The sequence below is a fragment of the Streptomyces roseifaciens genome (assembly GCF_001445655.1).
GTDB lineage: Bacteria > Actinomycetota > Actinomycetes > Streptomycetales > Streptomycetaceae > Streptomyces > Streptomyces aureoversilis.
Genome location: NZ_LNBE01000004.1, coordinates 482,229 through 504,979, shown reverse-complemented (window position 1 = coordinate 504,979; position 22,751 = coordinate 482,229). Strand labels below are relative to the sequence as shown.

General features: G+C 72.9%; 18 protein-coding genes. 9 read left to right on the top strand and 9 right to left on the bottom strand.

The window, feature by feature from the left end; all coding sequences use genetic code 11:
* Positions 1–207: 207 nt before the first annotated feature.
* The 3 genes from dnaG to AS857_RS19310 all read right to left on the bottom strand — a co-directional run bounded on the left by dnaG (position 208) and on the right by AS857_RS19310 (position 4,571).
* The gene (dnaG, locus tag AS857_RS19320) at positions 208–1,761 is read right to left on the bottom strand and encodes a DNA primase (RefSeq protein ID WP_245700326.1); all 1,554 of its coding nucleotides are present in this window, start codon (positions 1,759–1,761) and stop codon (positions 208–210) included.
* Positions 1,762–1,800: 39 nt separating this feature from the next.
* Positions 1,801–3,078, bottom strand: coding sequence for an NAD(P)/FAD-dependent oxidoreductase (locus tag AS857_RS19315; protein ID WP_058044555.1), 1,278 nt, complete (start codon positions 3,076–3,078; stop codon positions 1,801–1,803).
* A gap of 167 nt (positions 3,079–3,245) precedes the next feature.
* Complete coding sequence (locus AS857_RS19310; protein ID WP_058044554.1) at positions 3,246–4,571, bottom strand: deoxyguanosinetriphosphate triphosphohydrolase; 1,326 nt, start codon at positions 4,569–4,571, stop codon at positions 3,246–3,248.
* A gap of 105 nt (positions 4,572–4,676) precedes the next feature.
* On the opposite strand from AS857_RS19310, the gene AS857_RS19305 reads away from it, so the two are divergent.
* From AS857_RS19305 to AS857_RS39065, 3 genes are all read left to right on the top strand, one after another.
* The gene (locus AS857_RS19305; protein ID WP_173864782.1) at positions 4,677–5,384 is read left to right on the top strand and encodes a SanA/YdcF family protein; all 708 of its coding nucleotides are present in this window, start codon (positions 4,677–4,679) and stop codon (positions 5,382–5,384) included.
* A gap of 344 nt (positions 5,385–5,728) precedes the next feature.
* Entirely contained in the window at positions 5,729–6,592 is an 864-nt protein-coding gene (locus AS857_RS19300; RefSeq protein ID WP_058044553.1) for an isocitrate lyase/PEP mutase family protein, read from the top strand.
* Positions 6,589–6,954, top strand: a complete 366-nt coding sequence (locus tag AS857_RS39065; RefSeq protein WP_058044552.1) for a hypothetical protein — start codon at positions 6,589–6,591, stop codon at positions 6,952–6,954. The genes AS857_RS19300 and AS857_RS39065 overlap by 4 nt, the downstream gene beginning before the upstream one ends.
* A 95-nt stretch (positions 6,955–7,049) precedes the next feature.
* Here the strand turns inward: AS857_RS39065 and AS857_RS19290 are convergent, their stop codons facing one another.
* Both AS857_RS19290 and AS857_RS19285 read right to left on the bottom strand, forming a co-directional pair.
* Complete coding sequence (locus AS857_RS19290; RefSeq protein WP_245700323.1) at positions 7,050–8,012, bottom strand: trypsin-like serine peptidase; 963 nt, start codon at positions 8,010–8,012, stop codon at positions 7,050–7,052.
* A gap of 170 nt (positions 8,013–8,182) precedes the next feature.
* The gene (locus AS857_RS19285; RefSeq protein WP_058044550.1) at positions 8,183–8,968 is read right to left on the bottom strand and encodes a sulfite exporter TauE/SafE family protein; all 786 of its coding nucleotides are present in this window, start codon (positions 8,966–8,968) and stop codon (positions 8,183–8,185) included.
* Positions 8,969–9,171: 203 nt separating this feature from the next.
* On the opposite strand from AS857_RS19285, the gene AS857_RS19280 reads away from it, so the two are divergent.
* Positions 9,172–9,543, top strand: a complete 372-nt coding sequence (locus AS857_RS19280) for a nitrite reductase small subunit NirD (protein WP_058044549.1) — start codon at positions 9,172–9,174, stop codon at positions 9,541–9,543.
* Positions 9,544–9,680: 137 nt separating this feature from the next.
* The gene (locus tag AS857_RS19275; RefSeq protein WP_058044548.1) at positions 9,681–10,610 is read left to right on the top strand and encodes an oxidoreductase; all 930 of its coding nucleotides are present in this window, start codon (positions 9,681–9,683) and stop codon (positions 10,608–10,610) included.
* Positions 10,611–10,657: 47 nt separating this feature from the next.
* Here AS857_RS19275 and AS857_RS19270 read toward each other — a convergent pair whose 3' ends face one another.
* Entirely contained in the window at positions 10,658–11,257 is a 600-nt protein-coding gene (locus tag AS857_RS19270; RefSeq protein ID WP_063804339.1) for a hypothetical protein, read from the bottom strand.
* A 220-nt stretch (positions 11,258–11,477) separates the two neighbouring features.
* On the opposite strand from AS857_RS19270, the gene AS857_RS19265 reads away from it, so the two are divergent.
* The 4 genes from AS857_RS19265 (at position 11,478) to AS857_RS19250 (ending at position 16,495) form a co-directional block, all read left to right on the top strand.
* Complete coding sequence (locus AS857_RS19265; RefSeq protein WP_058044547.1) at positions 11,478–13,367, top strand: APC family permease; 1,890 nt, start codon at positions 11,478–11,480, stop codon at positions 13,365–13,367.
* A gap of 95 nt (positions 13,368–13,462) precedes the next feature.
* Complete coding sequence (locus tag AS857_RS19260; protein WP_058044546.1) at positions 13,463–14,710, top strand: ABC transporter substrate-binding protein; 1,248 nt, start codon at positions 13,463–13,465, stop codon at positions 14,708–14,710.
* A gap of 1 nt (position 14,711) precedes the next feature.
* Positions 14,712–15,629 carry a carbohydrate ABC transporter permease gene (locus AS857_RS19255; RefSeq protein WP_058044545.1) on the top strand — a complete coding sequence of 306 codons (918 nt, stop codon included), beginning with the start codon at positions 14,712–14,714 and terminating at the stop codon, positions 15,627–15,629.
* Positions 15,626–16,495: a carbohydrate ABC transporter permease gene (locus AS857_RS19250; RefSeq protein ID WP_058044544.1), complete on the top strand. Its 870-nt coding sequence runs from the start codon at positions 15,626–15,628 to the stop codon at positions 16,493–16,495. Before AS857_RS19255 ends, AS857_RS19250 begins: the two co-directional genes overlap by 4 nt.
* Positions 16,496–16,636: 141 nt before the next feature.
* Here the strand turns inward: AS857_RS19250 and AS857_RS19245 are convergent, their stop codons facing one another.
* From AS857_RS19245 to dusB, 3 genes are all read right to left on the bottom strand, one after another.
* The gene (locus AS857_RS19245) at positions 16,637–17,689 is read right to left on the bottom strand and encodes an ArsR/SmtB family transcription factor (RefSeq protein ID WP_079110804.1); all 1,053 of its coding nucleotides are present in this window, start codon (positions 17,687–17,689) and stop codon (positions 16,637–16,639) included.
* A 756-nt stretch (positions 17,690–18,445) separates the two neighbouring features.
* Positions 18,446–21,175, bottom strand: coding sequence for a pyruvate, phosphate dikinase (ppdK, locus tag AS857_RS19240; RefSeq protein ID WP_058044542.1), 2,730 nt, complete (start codon positions 21,173–21,175; stop codon positions 18,446–18,448).
* 380 nt (positions 21,176–21,555) lie between these two features.
* Complete coding sequence (gene dusB, locus AS857_RS19235; RefSeq protein ID WP_058044541.1) at positions 21,556–22,698, bottom strand: tRNA dihydrouridine synthase DusB; 1,143 nt, start codon at positions 22,696–22,698, stop codon at positions 21,556–21,558.
* Between the last annotated feature and the right edge of the window lie 53 nt (positions 22,699–22,751).

Below are 22,751 nucleotides of genomic sequence, written 5' to 3'. Positions count from 1 at the left end.
GGCGGCGACCGGCTCCGGCGTGTGACCGGGGCCGGGGCCGGGCACGGCCTCGTCGAGGGCGCCGGGCAGGGCCTCGTCCGGCACCGGCTCGTCCAGCCCGCTCGCGGGCGCGCCGGAGCCCGTCGCCTCGTCGGCGAGGTGCGCCGGTTCCCCCTGCGGCAGATCGGCGGGCGGCCGCTGGGCGCGCGAGCGCGGGGAGCGCGGCGGTCACCAGCAGCGCTCCGCCGTCCGGGCCGGCGTGCCGGCCCCCGGGTCCGGCGCCGGGCCCGCGGCGGGGCCCGACCACCACCGGACCGGCGGGGGGGGGGCCGGCCCCCCGCCGGTCCGGTGGTGGTCGGGCCCCGCCGCGGGCCCGGCGCCGGACCCGGGGGCCGGCACGCCGGCCCGGACGGCGGAGCGCTGCTGGTGACCGCCGCGCTCCCCGCGCTCGCGCGCCCAGCGGGCCAGCTGTCCCACGCGCATGACGACGAACTGGGTGTCGAGGATGCCCAGCAGGCCGGCGAGCCGCACGGCGTACTGGTGCCGGATGGAGCCGTCCTTGATGTTGGCCACGATGGGCGCGGCCTCCTCCAGGGCGGCGGCCTGGCCCTCGGGCTCCTCGACGGCGTGCCGGGCGACCACGGAACGGATCGCGAACTCGAAGAGGGGGGTGCTCTCCTCGACCAGTCGCCGTACGGCGTCGTCGCCGTCGGCGAGGCGGAGCTCGCAGGGGTCCATCCCGCCGGGACTGACAGCGATCTTGGTGCTCGCGGCGAACTTCTGGTCGTCCTCGAAGGCCCGCAGCGCCGCGCGCTGCCCGGCGGCGTCACCGTCGAAGGTGAAGATCACCTTCGCGCCGGAGTTGTCCATCAGCAGCCGGCGCAGGATCTTGATGTGGTCGCCGGCGAAGGCGGTGCCGCAGGTGGCGATGGCGGTGGTGACGCCGGCCAGGTGGCAGGCCATGACGTCGGTGTAGCCCTCGACGACGACGGCCCGGCTGGTCTTGGCGATGTCCTTCTTGGCGAGGTCGATGCCGTAGAGGACGTGCGACTTGCGGTAGAGCGGCGTCTCGGGGGTGTTGAGGTACTTGGGGCCGTTGTCGTCGTCGCGGAGCTTGCGCGCGCCGAAGCCGACGACTTCGCCGGTGATGTCGCGGATGGGCCACATCAGGCGGCCGCGGAAGCGGTCGATGGGCCGGCCGCCGCGGCTCTCCTGGGCGAGGCCGGAGAGGATCAGTTCCTTGTCGCTGAAGCCCTTGCCGCGCAGGAAGCGGGTGAGGTGGTCCCAGCCGGCGGGGCTGTAGCCGACGCCGAAGTGCTCGGCGGCCTCCTGGCCGAAGCCGCGGCTCGCGAGGAACTGCCGGCCGATCTCGGCCTCGGCGCTGCCGAGCTGCTCGGCGTAGAACTTGGCGGCGTGCTTGTGGGCCTCGACGAGGCGGATGCGCTCGCCCTGCTGGCGGCCCGGGGTGTAGCCGCCCTCCTCGTAGCGCAGGGTGATGCCGGCCTGGCCGGCCAGCCGCTCGATCGTCTCGGCGAAGGAGAGGTGGTCGATCTTCATGACGAAGTCGACCGTGTCCCCGCCCTCCTGGCAGCCGAAGCAGTAGAAGAGGCCCTTGGCCGGGCTGACCTGGAAGGACGGGGACTTCTCGTCGTGGAAGGGGCAGAGGCCCTTGAGGTTGCCGCCGCCCGCGTTGCGCAACTGGAGGTACTCGGACACGACGGCGTCGATCGGGACCGCGTCCCGTACCGCCTTCACGTCGTCGTCGTTGATCCGTCCTGCCACGCGTGAATTCTACGGGCGGGGGCCGCCGGCCCGGGACCGTCAGGACTGCGCGGGGCTGGGCAGCAGGGCGTCGAGGGGCACGGCGGGGTCGGCGAGGGCGTCGGGGTCCAGCGGGGCACCGGAGCGGATGAGCTTCTGGACGGTCTCCGTGACATCCCACACATTGACGTTCATCCCGGCGAGAAGCCGTCCCTCGGCGAGCCAGAAGGCGATGAACTCGCGCTTGCCGACGTCGCCGCGGCAGACGACCTGGTCGTAGGAGCCGGGCGGGGCGTAGCCGGAGTACTCGAGGCCGACGTCGTACTGGTCGGAGAAGAAGTAGGGCACCCGGTCGTAGGCGATCTCCCGGCCGAGCATGGCGCGGGCGGCGGCGGGGCCGGTGTGGAGGGCGTTGGCCCAGTGCTCGACGCGCAGGCGGGTGCCCACCCACGGGTGCTCGGCCGCGGCGACGTCGCCCGCGGCGAAGATCTCGGGGTCGGAGGTGCGCAGGGAGGCGTCGACGGCGATGCCGCCGCCGTCGGCGCGGTCGACGAGGGCGAGGCCGGCGGCCTCGGCGAGGGCGGTGCGGGGGGCGGCGCCGATGGCGGCGAGGACGGCGTGGGCGGGGTGCTCCTCGCCGTCGTCGGTGCGGGCGGCGAGGACCATGCCGTCCTGGCCGGTGATCTCGGTGAGGCGGGCGCCGAAGTGGAAGCGGACGCCGTGCTCGCTGTGCAGGTCGGTGAAGAGCTGGCCGAGCTCGGGGCCGAGGACGGGGTGCAGCGGCGTGGGCTCGGGTTCGACGACGGTCACCTCGGCACCGTAGGAGCGGGCGGCGGCGGCGACTTCGAGGCCGATCCAGCCCGCGCCGGCGATGACGAGGTGGCCGTTGTCGCGGCCGAGGGAGGCGAGGACGCCGCGCAGCCGCTCGGCGTGGGCGAGGCGGCGCAGGTGGTGGACGCCGGCGAGGCCGGTGCCGGGGATGTCGAGGCGGCGGGGCTCGGCGCCGGTGGCCAGCAGCAGCTTGTCGTAGTGGACGCAGGTGCCGTCGCCGAGGCGGACGGAGCGGGCCGCGCGGTCGAGGTGGACGGCGGGCTGGCCGAGGTGCAGCTCGATGTCGGCCTGGGCGTACCAGCCGGGCTCGTGGACGAAGACGCTGTCGCGGTCCTCCTTGCCGGTGAGATAGCCCTTGGAGAGCGGTGGGCGCTCGTAGGGATGCTCGCGTTCGTCGCAGATGAGGATCACCCGGCCGGTGAAGCCCTCCGCGCGCAGGGTCTCCGCGGCCTTCGCCCCGGCCAGGCCCCCTCCGACGATGACGAACGTCTGGTTCGCGTCGACCACTTGCTGCCTCCTCGCTGCCACGCAGTGCGTCTGCGTTGAACCGCCCCCGGCCGGAATCGCCCGTGCAGAGGTTGCCGCACGGGGCCCGCCGCCGGAAGAGGGACTACCCCGGACGGGTCAGTACCCGCATGGTGTGGGGGAAGTCCTCGGATTCTGTGGACATTCGGTCACCCTTCTGACACAGCACGTCCGTCGGTGAGGCGGGTGAGCAGGGAGCGCGCGGAGACGTCGGTCAGGGCGGCGATCTGGTCGACGACCGCGCGCTGGCGGCCCGCGTCGTCGGCGGCGGCCGCGTAGAGGGAGCGGAACTGCGGGTCGAGGCCGTCGGGGGCGCGGGCGGTGAGGGCCTCGGCGAGCTCGGCGATGACGACGCGCTGGTCGGCGCGGAGCTTCTCCTGGGCCGGGCGCTGCATCACGTAGCGGTCGGCCACGGCCTTCAAGACGGCGCATTCGAGGCGGGTTTCGCGGGGGACGACGAGCTCGGCCCCGTAACGGGTGAGCCGGCCGGGGCCGTAGGCGGCGCGGGTGGCGCTCTCGGCGGCCAGGCAGAAGCGGCCGATGAGCTGGCTGGTGGCGTCCTTCAGGCGGGCCTGGGCTACGGCGGATCCGTCGTAGCCGTGCGGCCACCACTCCTGTTCCAGGAGGCGGTCGAGGGCCTCGGCGAGCTCTTCGGGCGCGGCGCCGGGGGCGTAGCGTCCGGCGGCGACGGCGAAGACGTCCTGCCGCTCGGGCTCGGCGAGGAGCGCGTTGGGGTCGAGGTGGCCGGCGTGCAGGCCGTCCTCGACGTCGTGCACGGAGTAGGCGACGTCGTCGGCCCAGTCCATGACCTGGGCCTCGAAGCTCTGCCGCCCCTCGGGGGCGCCCTGCCGGAGCCAGGTGAAGACGGGCAGGTCGTCCTCGTAGACGCCGAACTTGCGGGAGGACGGGTCGGTGGGGTGGCCGCCGCGCGGCCAGGGGTACTTGGTGGCGGCGTCGAGGGCGGCCCGCGTGAGGTTGAGGCCGACGCTGACGAGCTCGCCGGTGCTGTCGCTGGGGACGAACCGCTTGGGCTCCAGGCGGGTGAGCAGGCGCAGCGACTGGGCGTTGCCCTCGAAACCGCCGCACGGGCCGGCGACTTCGTCGAGCGCCTGCTCGCCGTTGTGGCCGAACGGGGGGTGGCCCATGTCGTGCGCGAGGCAGGCGGCCTCCACCAGATCGGGGTCGCAGCCGAGCGCCGCGCCGAGCTCGCGGCCCACCTGGGCGCACTCCAGGGAGTGCGTGAGGCGGGTGCGGGGGCTGGCGTCCCAGGCCTGGGCGCTGACCCCGGGCGTGACGACCTGGGTCTTGCCGGCCAGCCGGCGCAGGGCCGCAGAGTGCAGCACGCGGGCCCGGTCGCGCTGGAAGGCGGTGCGTCCGGGGCGCTTGTCCGGCTCGGGCGCCCAGCGCTCCAGGTCCTGCTCGTCGTATCCGGCGATGACGGGCTTCTCGCCGGGAGTGCGTGCCGCTGCGTTCATACCCCCGACGGTAACCGCCGGGTGTGACAGCAGCGACGGCGTGAGCTGGAGCGGAGCGGGAACCTGCGGTGCGTCCGGGGCGTTCTTACCGGGCGACGGGGAGGAATGATCGACATGGTGCGGGGCCGCGTGCTGCGGATGCGGGTGCGGATGCCGCGGACGCGGCGGGAGAGACGGCGGCTGCTGTGGGCGGCCGTGGCCGGCTGCGTGCTCGCGCTGCTGCCGGTTACGTGGGTGTACGCGGCGGCAGCGCCGCGCGTGCGCACCGTTGCCGACGTGCCGTCCGCGCCGGTCGCCGTGGTCTTCGGCGCGGGCCTGTGGGAGGGCGAGCCGTCCCCCTACCTGGCGCACCGCCTGGACGCGGCCGTCGAGCTGTACCGGGCGGGCAAGGTCCGCGTCGTGCTGGTCACCGGCGACAACAGCCGCGTGGAGTACGACGAGCCGGATGCGATGCGCAAGTACCTGACGGACCGCGGGGTGCCCGGCGAGCGGATCGTGAGCGACTTCGCGGGCTTCGACACCTGGGACTCGTGCACGCGCGCCGCCCGCGTCTTCGGGGTGAAGAAGGCGGTGCTGATCACCCAGGGCTTCCACGTCCGGCGGGCGCTGGCGCTGTGCGGGGCCGCGGGCATCGACGCGTACGGGGTCGCCGTGGCCGCCAAGCACGACGTCACCTGGTACGCGGGAGGCGCGCGCGAGGTGTTCGCCTCGGGGAAGGCGGCGCTGGATGCGCTCGTCCGGCCGGGGCCGCGGTTCCTGGGGCCGCACGAGCCGGGCGTCCAGCAGGCGCTGGCGGAGGCGGACGGGCGGTGAGCCCGGGCGCAGGCGCGGGCGGAATCCGGGGCGACGGCCCGTACGGCTTCCGGGCCAGCGCGGCTACGTCTTCCTCGTGCGGGCGCCGCGCGGAGTGAGTATGCCGGGGTCAGGACCGGGCCGTCGCGCGCGGCCCACGATGCGCGCCGCATTTCCCTACGCCGTCCCGTCGGCGAGCCTCTGACCTGCCTGCAGAAATCCACTGCCGACCATATAAAGGGACTGTCGCACCAGTCCTCTCCTTGGTGATTCGTTGAAGCGCCGTTTACACCTCCCGGAATCTTCTGACAGCGTATGGCCGCCACTCCGGTGAATTAGCCGGAAACCGGACGTCAGGAGGACAGATGCGCCACGGCACCGCCCTGCGGGAGGACATCACAGCGCCCGGTACCACCCCCCTCATCGGTATCTACGACATGTACTCGGCCTCCATCGCCGCGCAGCACTACAACGGATTCTTCGTATCCGGGTTCGGATTCGCCGCGTCCCACTACGGCCTCCCCGATATCGGCTTCATCGCCTGGCCCGACATGCTCGGCTTCGTGGAACGCCTGCGCCCGGCCTTCCCCCGCCACCACCTCCTGGTGGACATCGACGACGGCTACGTCGACCCCGAGGTGGCGTGCCACGTGGTGCGGCGGCTGGAGCGGGCCGGCGCCTCCGGGGTGATCCTGGAGGACCAGAAGCGGCCGCGCCGGTGCGGCCACGCGGACGGAAAGATCATCCTGCCGCTGGACGAATACCTGAACAAACTCGAACTGGTGCTGGCGGCCCGGAATGATCTGCTCGTCGTGGCGCGCACCGATGCCACCGAGGAGAACGAGATCCTGCGCCGCGCGGCGGCCCTGGCGGAAACGGGTGCGGATGTCGTCCTGGTCGACGGGGTGCGCAGCGTGGAGTGGATTCGCAAGGTCCGTTCCGTCATCGGTGACAAACCGCTGCTGTTCAACCAGATCGCGGGCGGGAAATCGCCCCGCCTTTCGCTGACCGAGCTCGCCGGACTCGGCGTCGATCTCGCCATTTACAGCACCCCGTGCCTTTTCGCCGCGCACCGTGCGATCGACGGGGCACTGACCGCCCTGCGGGAGGACGACGGGAGGCTGCCGGACGCCGCGGCGGGCGGCGAAGTCGGGGTGGCGAGCTCCACCCGCCTGCTGGAACGGAACATCGGCGGGCAGCGCCTGGACCGGCAGGCGGTCCCGGCGTGATCCGTGGCACCGCTCTCCTCGCCGCGGGCGTCGCCGGCGCCGTGATCGCCGGCACGCTCCTGGGCGGCGAGGCCGCCGCCGTCGTCCGCGTGCGGGTCGAGCCGCCGGAGCCCTGCCCCAAGGGCATCGGCCCCTCCAACGTCGGCGTCCTCGTGGTCGACAACTCACGGGCCGACTCCTGGCTGGAGGTCGACCGGACGGCCAACGCGCTCGTCGGCAGCAAGGGCACGGCCGGCAGCGACCACGACGGCGGCGGCGGCGCCATCGACGTGCGCAACCGGGACGTGGGCGGCTCCGCCCAGTCGCAGCCGGAGGGCGGCTGGATCGGTCACACGCCCGGCAGCGAGGACGAGGAGGACTGAGGGAGGCGACGAGGAGGACCGGGGGGGGAGGCCGGGAGGAGGCCGGGAGGAGGCCGGGAGGAGGGCCGGCAAGGGCGCGGGGAGCCGCGGGGGCGTCAGGCCCGCTGCGGCTCCCGTCCGTTTATCGCGTCCAGGTACAGCTTGAAGATCTCGTCGTCGTTGACCGGGCTGTACGAAATCTGCGCGCTCTCGTCCCCCTCCGGCCCGCCCCCGTTGACGCCGCCGAGGACCCCGACGAGGTCGCCCGTCTTCGTGCGCTCGTCGAAGTGGGTCAGCCAGGGGCTGCCGGAGGTGCCCGAGACGTAGCCGTCGCAGCGCATCCGCAGCTGCCGGCGATCGTCGAGGCGGGTCGTCATGGCCGTGCAGCGAATGGCCTGGTCGGCGGGGTCGTCATCGGCGTCGGGGTAGCCGATGACCGTGACCCGGTTGACGTAACCGGGGGTGCGGACCAGCCGGTTGGCGCCGGTGACGCGCTCGACCTGGCGGCCGCGGCCGTCGGGTCTGACGGTGGCGAAGGCGAAGTCCAGGTCGGAGCCCGGGCCGGTGTCGGAGCGGCGGGGGTCGACGAAGGCGCGGTCCACGGCCCACACGCCGTACGGCTGCCGGTCGGCGCCGGCCCGGTAGTCGGGGACGAAGGCGGCGTCGGAGCCGACGGAGCAGTGACCGGCCGTGACGATCAGGTTGCCCTTGGGGCTGTGCACCACGCTGGCCGTGCAGTGGTGGTCGCGCATGTCCTCGCCGACGGAGAACAGGACGCCCACGGACGGCACGCCGTCGAAGTGGCGGGCGCTGCCGGTGATGCGCTGCGCGGCGGGCGCGGCGCCGCCGCCGGCACCGTCGTCGCTTCCGCCGCTGCCGCTGCCGTTCACGGACTGCTCCATCCGTGTCGGGCCCCAGAACCGCCGGGCCTCTTCGCTGGACCAGCTGCCCTCCCGGCCATGGCCTCCGGCCCCCCGGGGCACGGCCGCCGCGAGGGTGACGACATAGAGCCCCGCGAGCACGGCCCGGACCCATCGGACCCGGCCCCACCGGGAGAAACGCACGAGAACCCCCACCACGTCAGGAAGGTAGTCGACAGGCTAACCGCATCTGCTGTGTACGGGATCGCGCCGGGCCGATTTACCTATCGCTTTACCTCCTGCTTTACCTTTCGTCGTGCTCCGGTCGGCCGTGGACGGCCGGCCCGGACGGGCAGCCGGGCAGCCGGGCAGCCGGGCAGGCCAGCCGGTCAGCCGCCCCACTGGTCGTAGCCCAGCTTGCACACCAGCGACACGACCACCACGAGGAGCACCGCCCGCACGAAGCCGCTCCCCCGCTTGAGCGCCATCCGGGCCCCCACCGCGCCGCCGGTGAGGTTGAACAGCGCCATGGGGGCGGCGACCTGCCAGATCACGGAGTCGTGCAGGGAGAAGGTGACGAGGGCGCCCACGTTGGTGCACACGTTGACGATCTTGGCGGTGCCGGAGGCCGTCACCAGGTCCATGTGGAGGATCGCGGCGAGGGTGAGCACGAGGAAGGTGCCGGTGCCCGGGCCTATGAGGCCGTCGTAGAAGCCGATGCCGAGGCCCGCGACGAGGATCGCGGCGAGGGTGCGGCGCCGGGAGACCGGCTCGGCGGAGGGCACGGCCGTACCGAAGGTGGGGCGCAGCAGCACGAAGGCGAGCACGGCCAGCAGAATGGCCATGATCAGGGGCCGCAGGACGGCGTTGCTGATGCCGGTGGCGAAGACCGCCCCGGCCAGGGAGCCGCCGAGCGCGGCCAGGCCGATGCGCAGGGCCGTGCGCGGGTTCACCGGTGCGCGCCGGGCGTAGGCGACGGCCGCCGCCGCGGTGCCGCAGATGGCCACGGCCTTGTTGGTGCCGAGGACGTGTGCGGGCGGCACGTGCGGCAGGCCCACCATGAGCGCCGGGAGCTGCAGGAGGCCGCCGCCGCCCACCACCGCGTCGATCCACCCCGCCGCGGCCGCGGCGAGGCAGAGCACGAGCAGGGTCGACAGCGATATGTCGGTGGTCACCCCGGCGATCGTACGGGCTCCTCCCAACTCGCCCGCGGAACAGGGCCGCAGTCCCGGCGGGACTCGGACACACGGATGTCACGTCACCGGTGAAAACACGTGCCACGGTGACGACAGACGGCGGCGGCTGTGCCACAGTTCTGGGCACTCCGCAGCCCGCTCCCCCACCGTCCCTGTCCGCTCTCCCGAAGGGACCTCCTGCGATGACCGTCGCACCCGAGCAGCTGCCGCACGTCCCCGCACCGGTGTCCGTCCGCGTCGAGGCGCTCCTGGGGCGCCGGTGGCACGCCCTGTGCGAGCTGGGCGATCTGCGGCCCGGGCGGGGCGTGGCGGTCCTGCTGCCGGACGGCCGGCAGGCCGCCGTCTTCCTCGACCGGGCCGGGCGGGCGTACGCGATAGGCAACCGGGACCCGTTCAGCGGCGCGTACGTCCTCGCGCGCGGGCCGCTGGGCTCGGCCGGCGGGCGGGCGTACGTCACCTCGCCGCCGGCCGGACGCCGGTTCGACCTGACGGACGGCAGGTGCCTGGACGACGCGGCGGTGTCGGTCCCCGCGTATACGGTCCGGCTGCGCTGAGCGGGAGCGCCCCGCGCGCGGGCCACCGTAACGGGCGAATGCCCGCCCTGCGCGGCCGCGCCCTCGCCTACGCTGGTTCCCACGAGGGCTACTGACGCGTATGGGCCGGGTGCGGACCGCAGAGGAGCGCAGCAGACGTGACGGTATGGAACGCGGGCGAGATCGCCGACCAGAGCGGCCGTACGGCGGTGGTCACCGGCGCCAACAGCGGCATCGGCTTCGTCACGGCCCGCGAGCTGGCGCGCCGCGGCGCGGCGGTGGTCCTGGCCTGCCGGGACGCCACGCGCGGCAAGGCGGCCGAGGAGCGGGTGCGGGCGGCGGCGCCCGGCGCCGACGTGCAGTTCGCCCCGCTGGACCTCGCGGACCTCTCCTCCGTCCGGGCCTTCGCGGACGGCCTCCCCGGCGACCGGCTGGACCTGCTGATCAACAACGCCGGGGTGATGGCGCTGCCGCAGCGCCGCACGGTCGACGGCTTCGAGATGCAGTTCGGCACGAACCATCTCGGCCATTTCGCGCTGACCGGGCTGTTGTTGCCGAGACTGCGCGAGGCCGGGCACGGCGCGCGGGTCGTCACCGTCGCCAGCGGGCTGCACGTCCTGGGCACGGTCGACCCGCGCGACCTCAACATGGAGCACCACTACCGCCGCTGGATCGCCTACGGCCGCTCCAAGAGCGCGAACCTGCTCTTCACGCACGAGCTCGCGCGGCGCCTGGTGGCGGAGGGCTCGCGGGTCGTCGCGGCGGCCGCCCACCCGGGGTACGCGGCGACCAATCTGCAGACGGCCGGGGTGCGGATGGAGGGGCGGGAGGTCGCCGAGCACTTCGTACAGCTCGGCAACCGGCTCTTCGCGCAGAGCCCGGAGAACGGCGCCCTGCCCACGCTGTACGCGGCCACCGCGGCGGACGTCCGGCAGGACGACTACTTCGGCCCGCGCCTGGAGTTCCGCGGCGGCGCGGCGCCCACGCGGCGGGCGGTCCGGGCGCCCTGGACGCGCAACGACCGGGCGAGCGCGGGGCTTTGGGCGGCGTCGGAGCGGCTGACGGGCGTGACGTACGCCTGGCTGTGACCGCGGCTCCGCCCCGGACGCCGTCGCCTTCGTCCGCCGGACGGGCTTCATTCGCCGGACGGGCCCGGGAAGCGGCAGCTGTCCAGCAGCCGCCGTGCGCCTTCGCCGTCGATCCGTTCCGCGAGCTCCGCCAGCGGCGCCCCGCCCTCCCGCAGCAGGCCGCTCTCGCGCGAGCGCCGGGCGCCCGCGTCCAGCCGGTGCCACAGCAGCGGGTTGGCGACGAGCACCTGCGGGTCCAGTTCCACGCGGCCGCCCCCGGCGTCCCGCAGCACGAGGCGCGGCGTCATGCCGTCCGCGCGGCGCACCTGCGTCAGCAGGTCGGTGCGCACGCGCTTCTCGCCCAGCATGCCGCGTACGGCGAGCCAGCCGTCGCCGGCGGTGACCCGGTGCGGCAGCAGCACGGCCACGAGGAGGGCCCCGAGCCCGGCCCAGCAGGCGCCGCGCGGCCCGTCGAGGCCGCCCCTGCCGAGGTCGGCGAGGACGAGGACGCCCGCGAGGGCCGTTCCGCAGTACCAGGCGGCCCGCGCCTCGCGCCGCCAGTTGCGGTCGTGGGCGAGGACCCGGCCGCCCGGCGGGTGGGTCCGCGTCCGTCTCGCGTGTGCGTCGTGCCCGTCTGCCCGCACCCTCAAGGGCTGTCGCCGTCCCATGCTCGTGACGCTAGGCCCGGGCCGGGGGCGCGCCATCGGCTGTTGACGCAGCGCTGACGCCGCTCGGGCCAACCCTTACGCCCCGCTGACGCAACCCCGCCCCGGCCGTCAAGAACGCGTGAAGATCCCCCCGGAGCGCGCCAAGAGGCCGCCAAGACCGTGCGCGTGCGCGCGGGACCGGCTGCACGCTGGGCGTCCCACTCACGGAGGTACGAACAGAATGTCCCTGCTTGCCCACGGGAACCGGCGGCCCGGTGCGGCCGACGAGGAGCCGCCCGATACCGGCGCCGCGCGGCCTTCCGCCGAGGACCGACACCGGCTGACCGCCACTCAGGGACTCGCGGCCCTGTCCCTGGACGCGATGGCGTCGGTGGCCTACGGCCCCGAGTCGATCGTCCTGGTGCTGGCCGCGGCGGGCGCGTACGGACTGGGCTTCACGCTCCCGGTCACGCTCGCGATCGCCGCCCTGCTGGCGGTGCTCGTCGCCTCGTACCGGCAGGTCATCGCGGCGTTCCCGGACGGCGGCGGCTCGTACGCGGTCGCCAAGCGGCACCTCGGCCGGCGCACCGGCCTGGTGACCGCGGCCTCCCTGGTGCTGGACTACGTGCTGAACGTGGCGGTGTCGGTCACCGCCGGCGTCGCGGCCCTGACCTCCGCCTTCCCCTCCCTCTACGGCGACCGGCTGTGGATCTGCCTGGCCGTGCTGGCCCTGGTGACCGGGGTGAACCTGCGCGGCATCGTGGAGTCCGCGAAGTGGTTCATGGTGCCGACGGCCGTCTTCGTCGGCTCGATCCTGACGATGATCGTGGCCGGGCTGCTGCGGGACGCCCCCGCGAGCACCGAGGCCGCCGCCGGGCACGCCTCCGTGCTCACCGGCAACGCCACGGCCGTCGGCGCGCTGCTGCTCCTGAAGGCCTTCGCCGCGGGCTGTTCCGCCCTGACCGGCGTGGAGGCCGTGGCCAATGCCGTGCCGTCCTTCCGCGCCCCGGCGCAGCGGCGGGCCCAGCGCACGGAGGTCGCGCTCGGCGCCCTGCTGGGCGTCATGCTGATCGGCCTGTCGGTGCTGATCGGCCGCTTCCACCTGCAGCCGGCCGAGGGCGTCACCGTCCTCGCCCAGCTCGCCGACGCCTCGCTCGGCCACAACTGGGCCTTCTACGTGGTGCAGTTCGCCACCGTCGTCCTGCTCGCGCTGGCCGCGAACACCTCCTTCGGCGGGCTGCCGGTCCTGATGGCGCTGCTGGCCCGGGACAACTACCTGCCGCACGTCTTCGGCCTGAAGGCCGACCGGCAGGTGCACCGGCACGGCGTGCTGGCCCTGGCCGCGGTCTCCGCTCTGCTGCTGCTCTTCTCCGGCGGCGACGTCAACACCCTCGTGCCGCTGTTCGCGATCGGGGTGTTCGTGGGCTTCACCATCTGCCAGGTGGGCATGGTGCGGCACTGGCGGCAGGAGCGCTCGGCCGGCTGGCGGGGCAAGGCGCTCCTCAACGGCTTCGGCGCGCTGCTGACGGGCGTGTCGGCGGTCGTGGTCACGGCCACGAAGTTCGAGGAGGGCGCCTGGCTGATCGTCCTGGCGCTGCCGCTGATCGTGCTGGCCTTCGAGACCGTCCACCGCGCGTACGGGCGGATCGGCGAGCGGCTGGGGCTGGGCCGGGTGCCCGAGGCGCCGCGCCGCTGCCACAGCGTGGTCGTCGTGCCCGTCTCCTCCCTCTCCCGGCTGACCAGCAAGGCCCTGACGGCCGCCGTGTCGCTGGGCGACGAGGTGGTCGCGGTGACCGCCGTCCAGCCCGATGCGGAGGGGGCGCGGGCCGCCGAGTCCCTGCGGCGCGACTGGGAGCTGTGGAACCCGGGCGTCGACCTGGTCGAACTGCCCGCGCCCACGCGCGCCCTGGGCCGCCCGATCGTGGACTACGTCCACGAGCTCACCGCCCGGCACCCCGACAACCGCGTCACCGTCCTCATCCCCGAGGTCGAGCCCGCGCACGTGTGGCAGCGGCTGCTGCAGAACCAGCGCGGCGCCGTCGTCGCCCACGCGGTGCGCCGCGACACGGACGCGGTGATCTGCCGCCTGCGCTTCCGCACAGGCGCGGAACCGGCCCCGCGAAAGGCCTGAAAGGCCGGCACGCGGCGGTAATTCCCTCTGTCGTAATCCTCCCCCATCGTTGATCGTTGGTCCGTACGGTCCCGACCGCGAGGGGGAGAACCGACATGCCGATCAGCCGCAGACTGCTCTTGACCGGTGGTGCCGCGCTCGCACTGACCGGGTGCGGGTCCGACACCGGGCGGGGCGACAAGGGACCGGGCAGACCCCGGCTCTCCCACTGGTACCACCAGTACGGCGAGGCCGGCACCCGGCAGGCCGTGGGACGGTACGCCGCCGCGTACGACAAGGCCGACGTGCGGATCGAGTGGCGGCCCGGCAACTACGACCAGCAGACCGCCGCCGCCCTGCTCACGGACTCCGGGCCGGACGTCTTCGAGGTCGACGGCCCGACGCTGGACCAGATCCGCGGCGGGCAGGTCACCGACCTCACCGCCCTGCTGGACGGCGTGAAGGACGACTTCCACCACGCGGTGCTCGCCCCCAAGACCTGGGACGGGCGGGTGTGGGGCGTCCCGCAGGCGATCGACACCCAGCTGCTCTACTACCGCCGGAGCCTGCTGGAGAAGGCCGGGGTGCGCCCGCCGCGGACCCTGGACGAGCTCGTCGACGCCGCCGGGAGGCTCACCTCCGGCCCGGTCAAGGGCCTCTTCCTGGGCAACGACGGCGGCGCGGGCGTCCTCGGCGGCACGCCCCTGTACGCGGCGGGCCTCTCGCTCGTCACCGCCGACGGCAAGCCCGGCTTCGACGACCCGGCCGCCGCCCGCACCCTCGGCAAGCTGCACCGGCTCCACGCCGGGAAGTCCCTGCTGCTGGGCGCGCCCGCCGACTGGTCCGACCCTGCGGCGCTCGTCCAGGGCCTCACCGCCATGCAGTGGTCCGGGCTGTGGGCCCTGCCGCAGGTGAAGAAGGCGCTCGGTGACGACTTCGGGGTGCTGCCCTTCCCCGCCGACGGGCCCGCGGGCAAGCCGGCCGTGCCCGTCGGCGCGTACGCCGCGGCGGTCAGCGCCCGCAGCGCGCGGCGGAAGGAGGCCGAGGCGTACGTGAAGTGGCTGTGGGTCGACCGCACCGACCACCAGGAGGACTTCGCGCTCTCCTACGGCTTCCACATCCCCGCCCGCACCTCGCTGGCGGCGAAGGCGGCCAAGCTCAAGGGGGGTGCGGCGGCGGAGGTCGTACGGTTCACCACCGACCACGGCTACGCCCAGCCGCTGCTGTGGACGGTCGCCGCGCGGACCGCCTACCAGGACGCGCTCAGCCGGATCATCAAGGACGGGGCCGATCCGGAGCGCGAGCTGAAGGCGGTCGTGCGCCGCACCGCGGACGAGCTGCGGCGCGCCGGGAAGAAGCCCTGACGTGGCGGCCCACGGTGCGCAGCGCAGGCGGCGGCAGGCCCTGTGGTTCTGGGCGTTCACCGGCCCCTTCGTCCTCGGCCTCGCCCTCTTCACCTACGTGCCCCTGGCCTGGAGCGTCTGGCTCAGCTTCTTCGACGCGCACAACACCGTCTCCCCCACCGACTTCACGGGCCTGGACAACTACCGCGAGGTGCTCGGCGATCCGGCCTTCCGCTCCGCGCTCGGCACCTTCGTGCTGTTCACGGCGTTCATCGTGCCGGCCACGTACGTGCTGTCGCTGGGGCTCGCGCTGGCGGTGGGGCGGCTGCGCGTCGCCCAGGCCTTCTTCCGGTCGGTGTTCTTCCTGCCGACGGCCTGCAGCTACGTGGTGGCGGCGCTGGTGTGGAAGCTGTCGATCTTCAACGGGGTGCGGTTCGGGCTGGCCAACACCGTCCTCGGCTGGTTCGGCGCCGAGCAGGTCGCATGGCTGTCGACCACCGACCCGCCCTGGTACTGGCTGGTCCTGGTCACCGTCCGGCTGTGGCTGCAGGCCGGCTTCTACATGGTGCTCTTCCTCGCCGGGCTGCAGCGCATCCCGGCGCAGCTGTACGAGGCGGCGGCCGTCGACGGGGCGCGGCCGGGGTGGCAGACCTTCCGGCACATCACCTTCCCGGCGCTGCGGGCCACGTCGGTCGCGGTGGTGCTGCTGCTGATCGTCAACGCCTTCCAGGCGTTCGACGAGTTCTACAACCTGCTGTCGGACGCGCGCGGCTACCCGCCCTACGCCCGGCCGCCGCTGGTCTACCTCTACTACACGGCGCTCGGGCAGGGGCAGAACCTCGGGCTGGGCAGCGCGGGCGCCGTCGTCCTGGCGCTGGTGATCGCGGTGGTGTCGGTGGTGCAGGTGCGCTGGTTCGGCCTGGGCAGGCGGGAAGCATGAGGGAAGGCGTGAAGGGAAGCGTGAGGCGGACGGACGACGCCCTCGTACGGGCCGGGCGGGCGCTGCGGCTGGTGCTGCTGATCGCGCTGGCCGTGCTGTTCCTCCTCCCCTTCTACCTGCTGGTGCGCAACGGGCTCGCCGCCGAGGAGGACATCACCTCGCCGGAGTGGACGTTCTTCCCGTCCGAGGTGCACTGGTCGAACGTGCGGGAGCTGTTCGCCGACCCGGACGTGCCGATGGCGCACGCGCTGCTGAACTCCTCGCTGATCGCCGTGGCCACCACGCTCGGCACGCTGCTCCTCGCCTCCCTCGCCGGCTACGGCCTGGCCCGCATCCCCTACCGGCACGCCGACGCCGTCCTCCACGCGGTCCTGGGCACGCTGCTGGTGCCGGCGGCGGTCACCTTCGTGCCGTCGTTCGTACTGGTGTCGTCGCTGGGCTGGGTCTCCAGCCTGCGCGGCCTGATCGTGCCGACGCTCTTCAGCGCCTTCGCCTGCTTCGTCTTCCGCCAGTACTTCCTGGGCTTCCCGCGCGAACTGGAGGACGCGGCCCAGGTGGACGGCCTGGGCCCCTGGCGCACGTACTGGCTCGTCGTCGTACCGAACTCCCGCCCGGTGTTCGCCGCGGTCGGCACGATCGTCTTCATCGGGGCATGGAACTCGTTCTTGTGGCCGCTGGTGATCGGCCAGGACCGCGACGCCTGGACGGTCCAGGTGGCCCTGTCGACGTTCACCACGGCCCAAGCGGTCAACCTGCACGAACTGTTCGTGGCGGCCGCCGTGTCGGTGCTACCGCTGCTGCTGGTCTTCCTGGTGCTGCAGCGCTACATCGTGGCGGGCGTCGAACGCTCGGGGATCGACGACTGAGACGGCACGCCCGGCCCACCCCCGGCTGGGGGTCCGGGGGTCATCCCCCGGGAGATTGCAGCATCGTGGCGGGCGTCGAACGCTCGGGGATCGACGACTGAGACGGCCCGCCCAGCCCACCCCCGGCTGGGGGTCCGGGGGTCATCCCCCGGGGGATTGCAGCATCGTGGCGGGGGTGGAACGCTCGGGGATCGACGACTGAGGCGTCCTCCGGGCGAGTTGCGGCGACTTGTGGCCGCCGCGCAGGAGGGCCGCGCCCAGGGGCGTCAGGGTGTGCATCACGGCGCTGCCGTTGCGCAGGGTCAGGACGAGGCCGGCCTCGCGGAGTACGCCCGCGTGCTGGCTGGCCGAGGCCGCGGAGACCCCGACGCGGCGGGCGAGTTCGCTCGTGGTGCAGCCGCCGCCGATGGAGCCGAGCACCGCCGAGCGGGTGTGCCCGACGAGCTTGCCGAGCGAGCGCGGCGCGGTCTGCACGGCGGGCGCGGACTCCGACATGTGCCGGGCGGGGTAGACGAGGACCGGGGTGAGGTCGGGGTCCTGGTAGGTGACGGGCGTGCGCCGGCAGAAGAAGGAGGGAACGAGCAGCAGGCCCCGGCCGTTGAGGTGGACGTCGCGGTCGACGGGGTAGTCGGCCTCCAGGACGGGTGCGCGCCAGCGCATCATGGGCGGCAGCGAGGAGAGCAGGGCGTCGGCGCCGCCGTCCAGCAGGGCCCGGCCCCGCACGGCGCGGTCGGCCTCGATCTGGGCCTGGATGTGCTGCCAGTAGGGTGCTATCGCAGCCTCGTGGTACGCCTGGAGCGCCCCGGTGAGCTTGGCGAAGGCGCGGTCGTCGCCCTCGGCCATGGATCGTATCCAAGCGGGGAGCGTACGGGCCGTGGAGAGCCGGCCGAGCTCGCGGTGCACCCGCTCCCCCGGCGTCTCGCGCAGGGCCTGCATGCCGGAGTCGAGTCCGAGTACCCCTTCGGGAGGTGTGAGGAAGTCCGGAAAATACCCGCGGGAAGGCACCAGCGGGGCGAGAAGCCGAGTTTCACCATTCAACCGGGTCCGGGTTTCCGAGCGCCAATCCCCGAAGATCGACTCGCCTTGTTTGTCCCGGAGCCGGTGGAGGCTCAATACGGTTTCCCAGAGTGCGTCCGGGTCTCCGGCCAGGCGCAACCGGGCCAGATCGAGTCCAGTGAAATGGACGCGCAGCACCAAACCCCCACATGAGACATCCGCAACCACCCCCCGCTCACTGAGTATGCACACCGATACGAGCTGTTACCACGCCCTTTTGGCCACAGTTGAAAGGACTCGCGGCGAACGTGGGGGAAGCGAAATGCTATTCACGCACTCGGGGTCGCCCCCGCTCGTTCCCGTGGGGGGTGGCGAGCGAAAAAGCGGCCGCTGAGTATGCGAGTTGCCGCCCGAGCCGATGCGGGCGGCAACAACTCCCGGTGGGGGAGTAAAGAGGGGCGGCGCTCCCGCACGGGCGCCGCCCCTTCGCCCTGTCCGGCCCCCGCATGACCACAGGTCAGCCACATGTCGGGCACATCTCGGGCGCATGACCACCACAGGACGATCACCTGCCGGTAACCCCTGCGTCATGTGCCGGAGACACTGCCGCCCCGCCGCGCGCCCCACGGGCCCCGGGCGAGGGGCGGTTTTCCGCCACCGCCCTTCCGGCCGAGGGGGCTTGGTACGTACCGACCGGTCGTACCGGTCCGCCTCCGGCGGTCCGCCGGGCCGTTCGACCGGCGGTCCGCCCGGCCGTCCGCAAAACCGTCCGCCCGGCCGCCGGGCCACCCGTCCACCGTACGCAACCGCCGCACAAGGGCGAAGGGGCGGCCCCCCGCACGGGTGCCGCCCCTTCATGGATCGGGAGCCGTCGCCGGGTTGAGGGTCGGGGTCGCCCCGGCGACGGCTCCGCCGCGCCGGCCCGGTTCGTGCCGGGCCGGTGCGGCCGCCGCATCAGCGGCTGTCGGAGCCCCCGTTGCCGAGCGCGGCGGCACGGCCCGCCTCCAGGCGCGCAACGGGGATGCGGAAGGGGGAGCAGGAGACGTAGTCCAGCCCCACCTCGTGGAAGAAGTGCACCGACTCGGGGTCGCCGCCGTGCTCGCCGCAGACGCCGAGCTTGAGGTCGGGGCGGGTGGCCCGGCCGGCCTTGACGGCCGAGCGCACCAGCGAGCCGACGCCGTCCCTGTCGATGGTCTCGAAGGGGCTGACGCCGAAGATGCCCTTCTCCAGGTACGCGGTGAAGAAGCTCGCCTCGACGTCGTCGCGGGAGAAGCCCCACACGGTCTGGGTCAGGTCGTTGGTGCCGAAGGAGAAGAACTCGGCGGCCTCGGCGATCTGGCCGGCCGTGAGCGCGGCCCTCGGCAGCTCGATCATGGTGCCGAGGGTGAGACCCAGGTCGGTGCCGGTGGCCTGCTCGACCTCGGCGATGACCCGCTCGGCCTCCTCGCGGACGATCTCCAGCTCCTGGACGGTGCCCACCAGCGGGATCATGATCTCGGCGCGCGGGTCGCCACCGGCGGTGGCGCGCTCGGCCGCGGCCTCGGCGATGGCCCGCACCTGCATGGCGAACAGGCCCGGGATGACGAGGCCGAGGCGGACGCCGCGCAGGCCGAGCATCGGGTTCTGCTCGTGGAGCTTGTGCACGGCCTGGAGCAGGCGCAGCTCGTTCTCGTGCGGCTCGCGGCGGGCCTCGGCGAGCGCGACCCGTACCGACAGCTCGGTGATGTCGGGGAGGAACTCGTGCAGCGGCGGGTCGAGCAGGCGGACCGTGACGGGCAGCCCGTCCATGGCCTCGAAGAGCTCGACGAAGTCGGCCTTCTGCAGCGGCAGCAGGGCCCCGAGGGCCTCGTCCCGCTCGGCCTCGGTGTCGGCGAGGATCAGGCGCTCGACCATCTCGCGGCGCTCGCCGAGGAACATGTGCTCGGTGCGGCACAGGCCGATGCCCTGGGCGCCGAAGCGGCGGGCGCGGGCGGCGTCCTCGGCGTTGTCGGCGTTGGCCCGGACCTGCAGACGACGGCCGCCGTCGGCGTAGGACATCATCCGGTGCACGGCCTGGACGAGCTCGTCAGCGTCGGCCGCGTCGGCCTGCATGCGGCCCTCGAAGTACTCGACGACCGGGGAGGGGACGACGGGCACCTCGCCGAGGTAGACCTTGCCGGTCGAGCCGTCGATGGAGACGACCTCGCCCTCTTCGATGACGATCCCGCCGGGGGCGGTCATGCGCCGGCGCTTGGTGTCGACCTCCAGCTCCTCGGCGCCGCAGACACAGGTCTTGCCCATGCCGCGGGCGACGACGGCCGCGTGCGAGGTCTTGCCGCCGCGCGAGGTGAGGATGCCCTCGGAGGCGATCATGCCGTCGAGGTCGTCGGGGTTGGTCTCGCGGCGGATGAGGATGACCTTCTCGCCCGAGCGCGACCACTTCACTGCGGTGTAGGAGTCGAAGACGGCCTTGCCGACGGCGGCGCCGGGCGAAGCGGCGATGCCGCGGCCGAGGAGCTCGGACCCCTCCCTGCCGCAGGCCCTGTCGTCGAAGCGCGGGAACATCAGCTGAGCGAGCTGCCCGCCGGTGACGCGCTGCAGCGCCTCGGCCTCGTCGATCAGGCCCTGGTCCACCAGCTGCGTGGCGATGCGGAAGGCCGCGCCCGCGGTGCGCTTGCCGATGCGGGTCTGCAGCATCCACAGCTTGCCGCGCTCGATGGTGAACTCGATGTCGCACAGGTCCTTGTAGTGCGTCTCGAGCGTCTCCATGATCTGCATCAGCTGGTCGTAGGACGCCTTGTCGATGCGCTCGAGGTCGGCGAGCGGCACGGTGTTGCGGATGCCCGCGACGACGTCCTCGCCCTGGGCGTTCTGCAGGTAGTCGCCGTAGACGCCCTGGTGGCCGCTGGCGGGGTCGCGGGTGAAGGCGACGCCGGTGCCGGAGTCGGGGCCGAGGTTGCCGAAGACCATGGAGCAGATGTTGACGGCGGTGCCGAGGTCGCCGGGGATGCGCTCCTGGCGGCGGTAGAGCTTGGCGCGGTCGCCGTTCCACGAGTCGAAGACCGCCCGGACGGCGAGGTCCATCTGCTCGCGCGGCTCCTGCGGGAAGTCCCGGCCGGTCTCCTTGGCGACGATGCCCTTGAACTCCTCGACCAGGCGCTGCAGGTCGGCGGCGTCGAGCTCGACGTCGGTGGTGACGCCCTTGGCGCGCTTGGCCTCGTCGAGGGCCTCCTCGAAGAGTTCGCCGTCGACGCCGAGGACGGTCTTGCCGAACATCTGGATGAGGCGGCGGTAGGAGTCCCAGGCGAAGCGCTCGCTGCCGGCCTGGGCGGCGAGCCCGGCCACGGAGTCGTCGGAGAGCCCGATGTTGAGGACGGTGTCCATCATGCCGGGCATGGAGAACTTGGCACCGGACCGTACCGAGACCAGCAGCGGGTCGTCCGCCTGCCCCAGCTTCTTGCCCATCTGCTTCTCGAGGGCGTCGAGGTGGGCGGAGACCTCGTCGCGCAGGGCGACGGGCTCGGTGCCGCTCTCGAGGTAGACCTTGCAGGCTTCGGTGGTGATGGTGAAGCCGGGGGGAACGGGCAGGCCGAGGTTGGTCATCTCGGCGAGGTTGGCGCCCTTCCCGCCGAGCAGGTCCTTCAGGTCCTTGTTGCCCTCGGTGAAGTCGTAGACGAACTTCTGCTGATCTGTGGTTTCCGGCACGGGACTCGACTCCTCACTGGGGTCCCCCCGTACACAGTTGGGGGAAGGCGTGCTCAAACGTGCTGACGGCGGGGAGCGTACCCAGATCGAAGGCTTATGAGGAGGTCCACCCCCCGGCCATATGGGCGTAACCGCCTGTCAGCCAGCAGATCGAAAGTCACGCCCCGGTAAAGGGCCCGGCAGCCGATCGTTCGACTTCTGAAGACAGAATGACAAAAAGAAGTCAGCAGATCACGGAGGGTCGATGAACGGCGAGGTGCGACGTCGACTTGTGAAAGCAAGAGGGGTGGCACGCAGTGCCACCCCTCAAGAGATGCACCCCCGGGTCAGACGCTCATCTGAGCGGACCCCCGATCAGGGGTGGCGAGAATCACGCCTTCTCAGCCGCCGGATGTGTCGAGTTCGGCGTCCGCACTGACGGCCGCGCAGTCGTACGGATCGTCCAGCCAGCCGTCCGGGAGCACCACGCGGTTGCGGCCGGACGTGCGGCCGCGGGGGCCGTCGGCGCCGACCGGCCAGGACTGGTCCAGATCCAGCTCGCTCAGATGAGCGTCCAGCTCGTCCAGGGACGAGGTGATCGCCAGCTTCTTGCGCATGTCCGAGCCGATGGAGAAGCCCTTGGTGTACCAGGCCACGTGCTTGCGGAAGTCGATGACGCCGCGCTCCTCGCTCTCCAGCCACTCGCCGAGGAGCGTGGCGTGGCGCAGCATCACGCGGGCCACCTCGCGCAGGGTGGGCGCGGTGAAGGCGTCGCCGCCCTCGAAGGCCGTGACCAGGTCGCCGAAGAGCCAGGGGCGTCCCAGGCAGCCGCGGCCGACGACGACGCCGTCGCAGCCGGTCTCGCGCATCATCCGCACGGCGTCGTCCGCCGACCAGATGTCGCCGTTCCCGAGCACGGGGATCTCCGGCACGGCCTCCTTGAGGCGGGCTATGGCCTCCCAGTCGGCGGTGCCGCCGTAGTGCTGGGCGGCCGTGCGGCCGTGCAGGGCGACGGCGGTGACGCCCTCCTCGACGGCGATCCGGCCGGCGTCGAGGAAGGTGATGTGGTCGTCGTCGATGCCCTTGCGCATCTTGATCGTCACCGGGAGGCTGCCGGCGTTGCCGACGGCCTCGCGCAGGATCGAGCGCAGCAGGTTGCGCTTGTAGGGCAGGGCCGAGCCGCCGCCCTTGCGGGTGACCTTGGGGACCGGGCAGCCGAAGTTGAGGTCGATGTGGTCGGCCAGGTCCTCGTCCACGATCATGCGGACGGCCTTGCCGACGGTGACCGGGTCGACGCCGTAGAGCTGGATCGAGCGGGGCTTCTCGGTGCCGTCGAAGTGGATCAGCCGCATGGTCTTGGCGTCGCGCTCGACCAAGGCGCGGGTGGTGATCATCTCGCTGACGAACAGCCCCTTGCCGCCGGAGAACTCGCGGCACAGCGTGCGGAAGGGCGCATTGGTGATGCCCGCCATGGGGGCGAGGACCACCGGCGGCCACACGGTGTGCGGGCCGATCTGGAGCGGCGTGGCGGCGTCATTGGTCATGGCCCCATTGTCGCGTACCGCGACCGGCCCTTTAGTTGTACTCTTAAAATCAT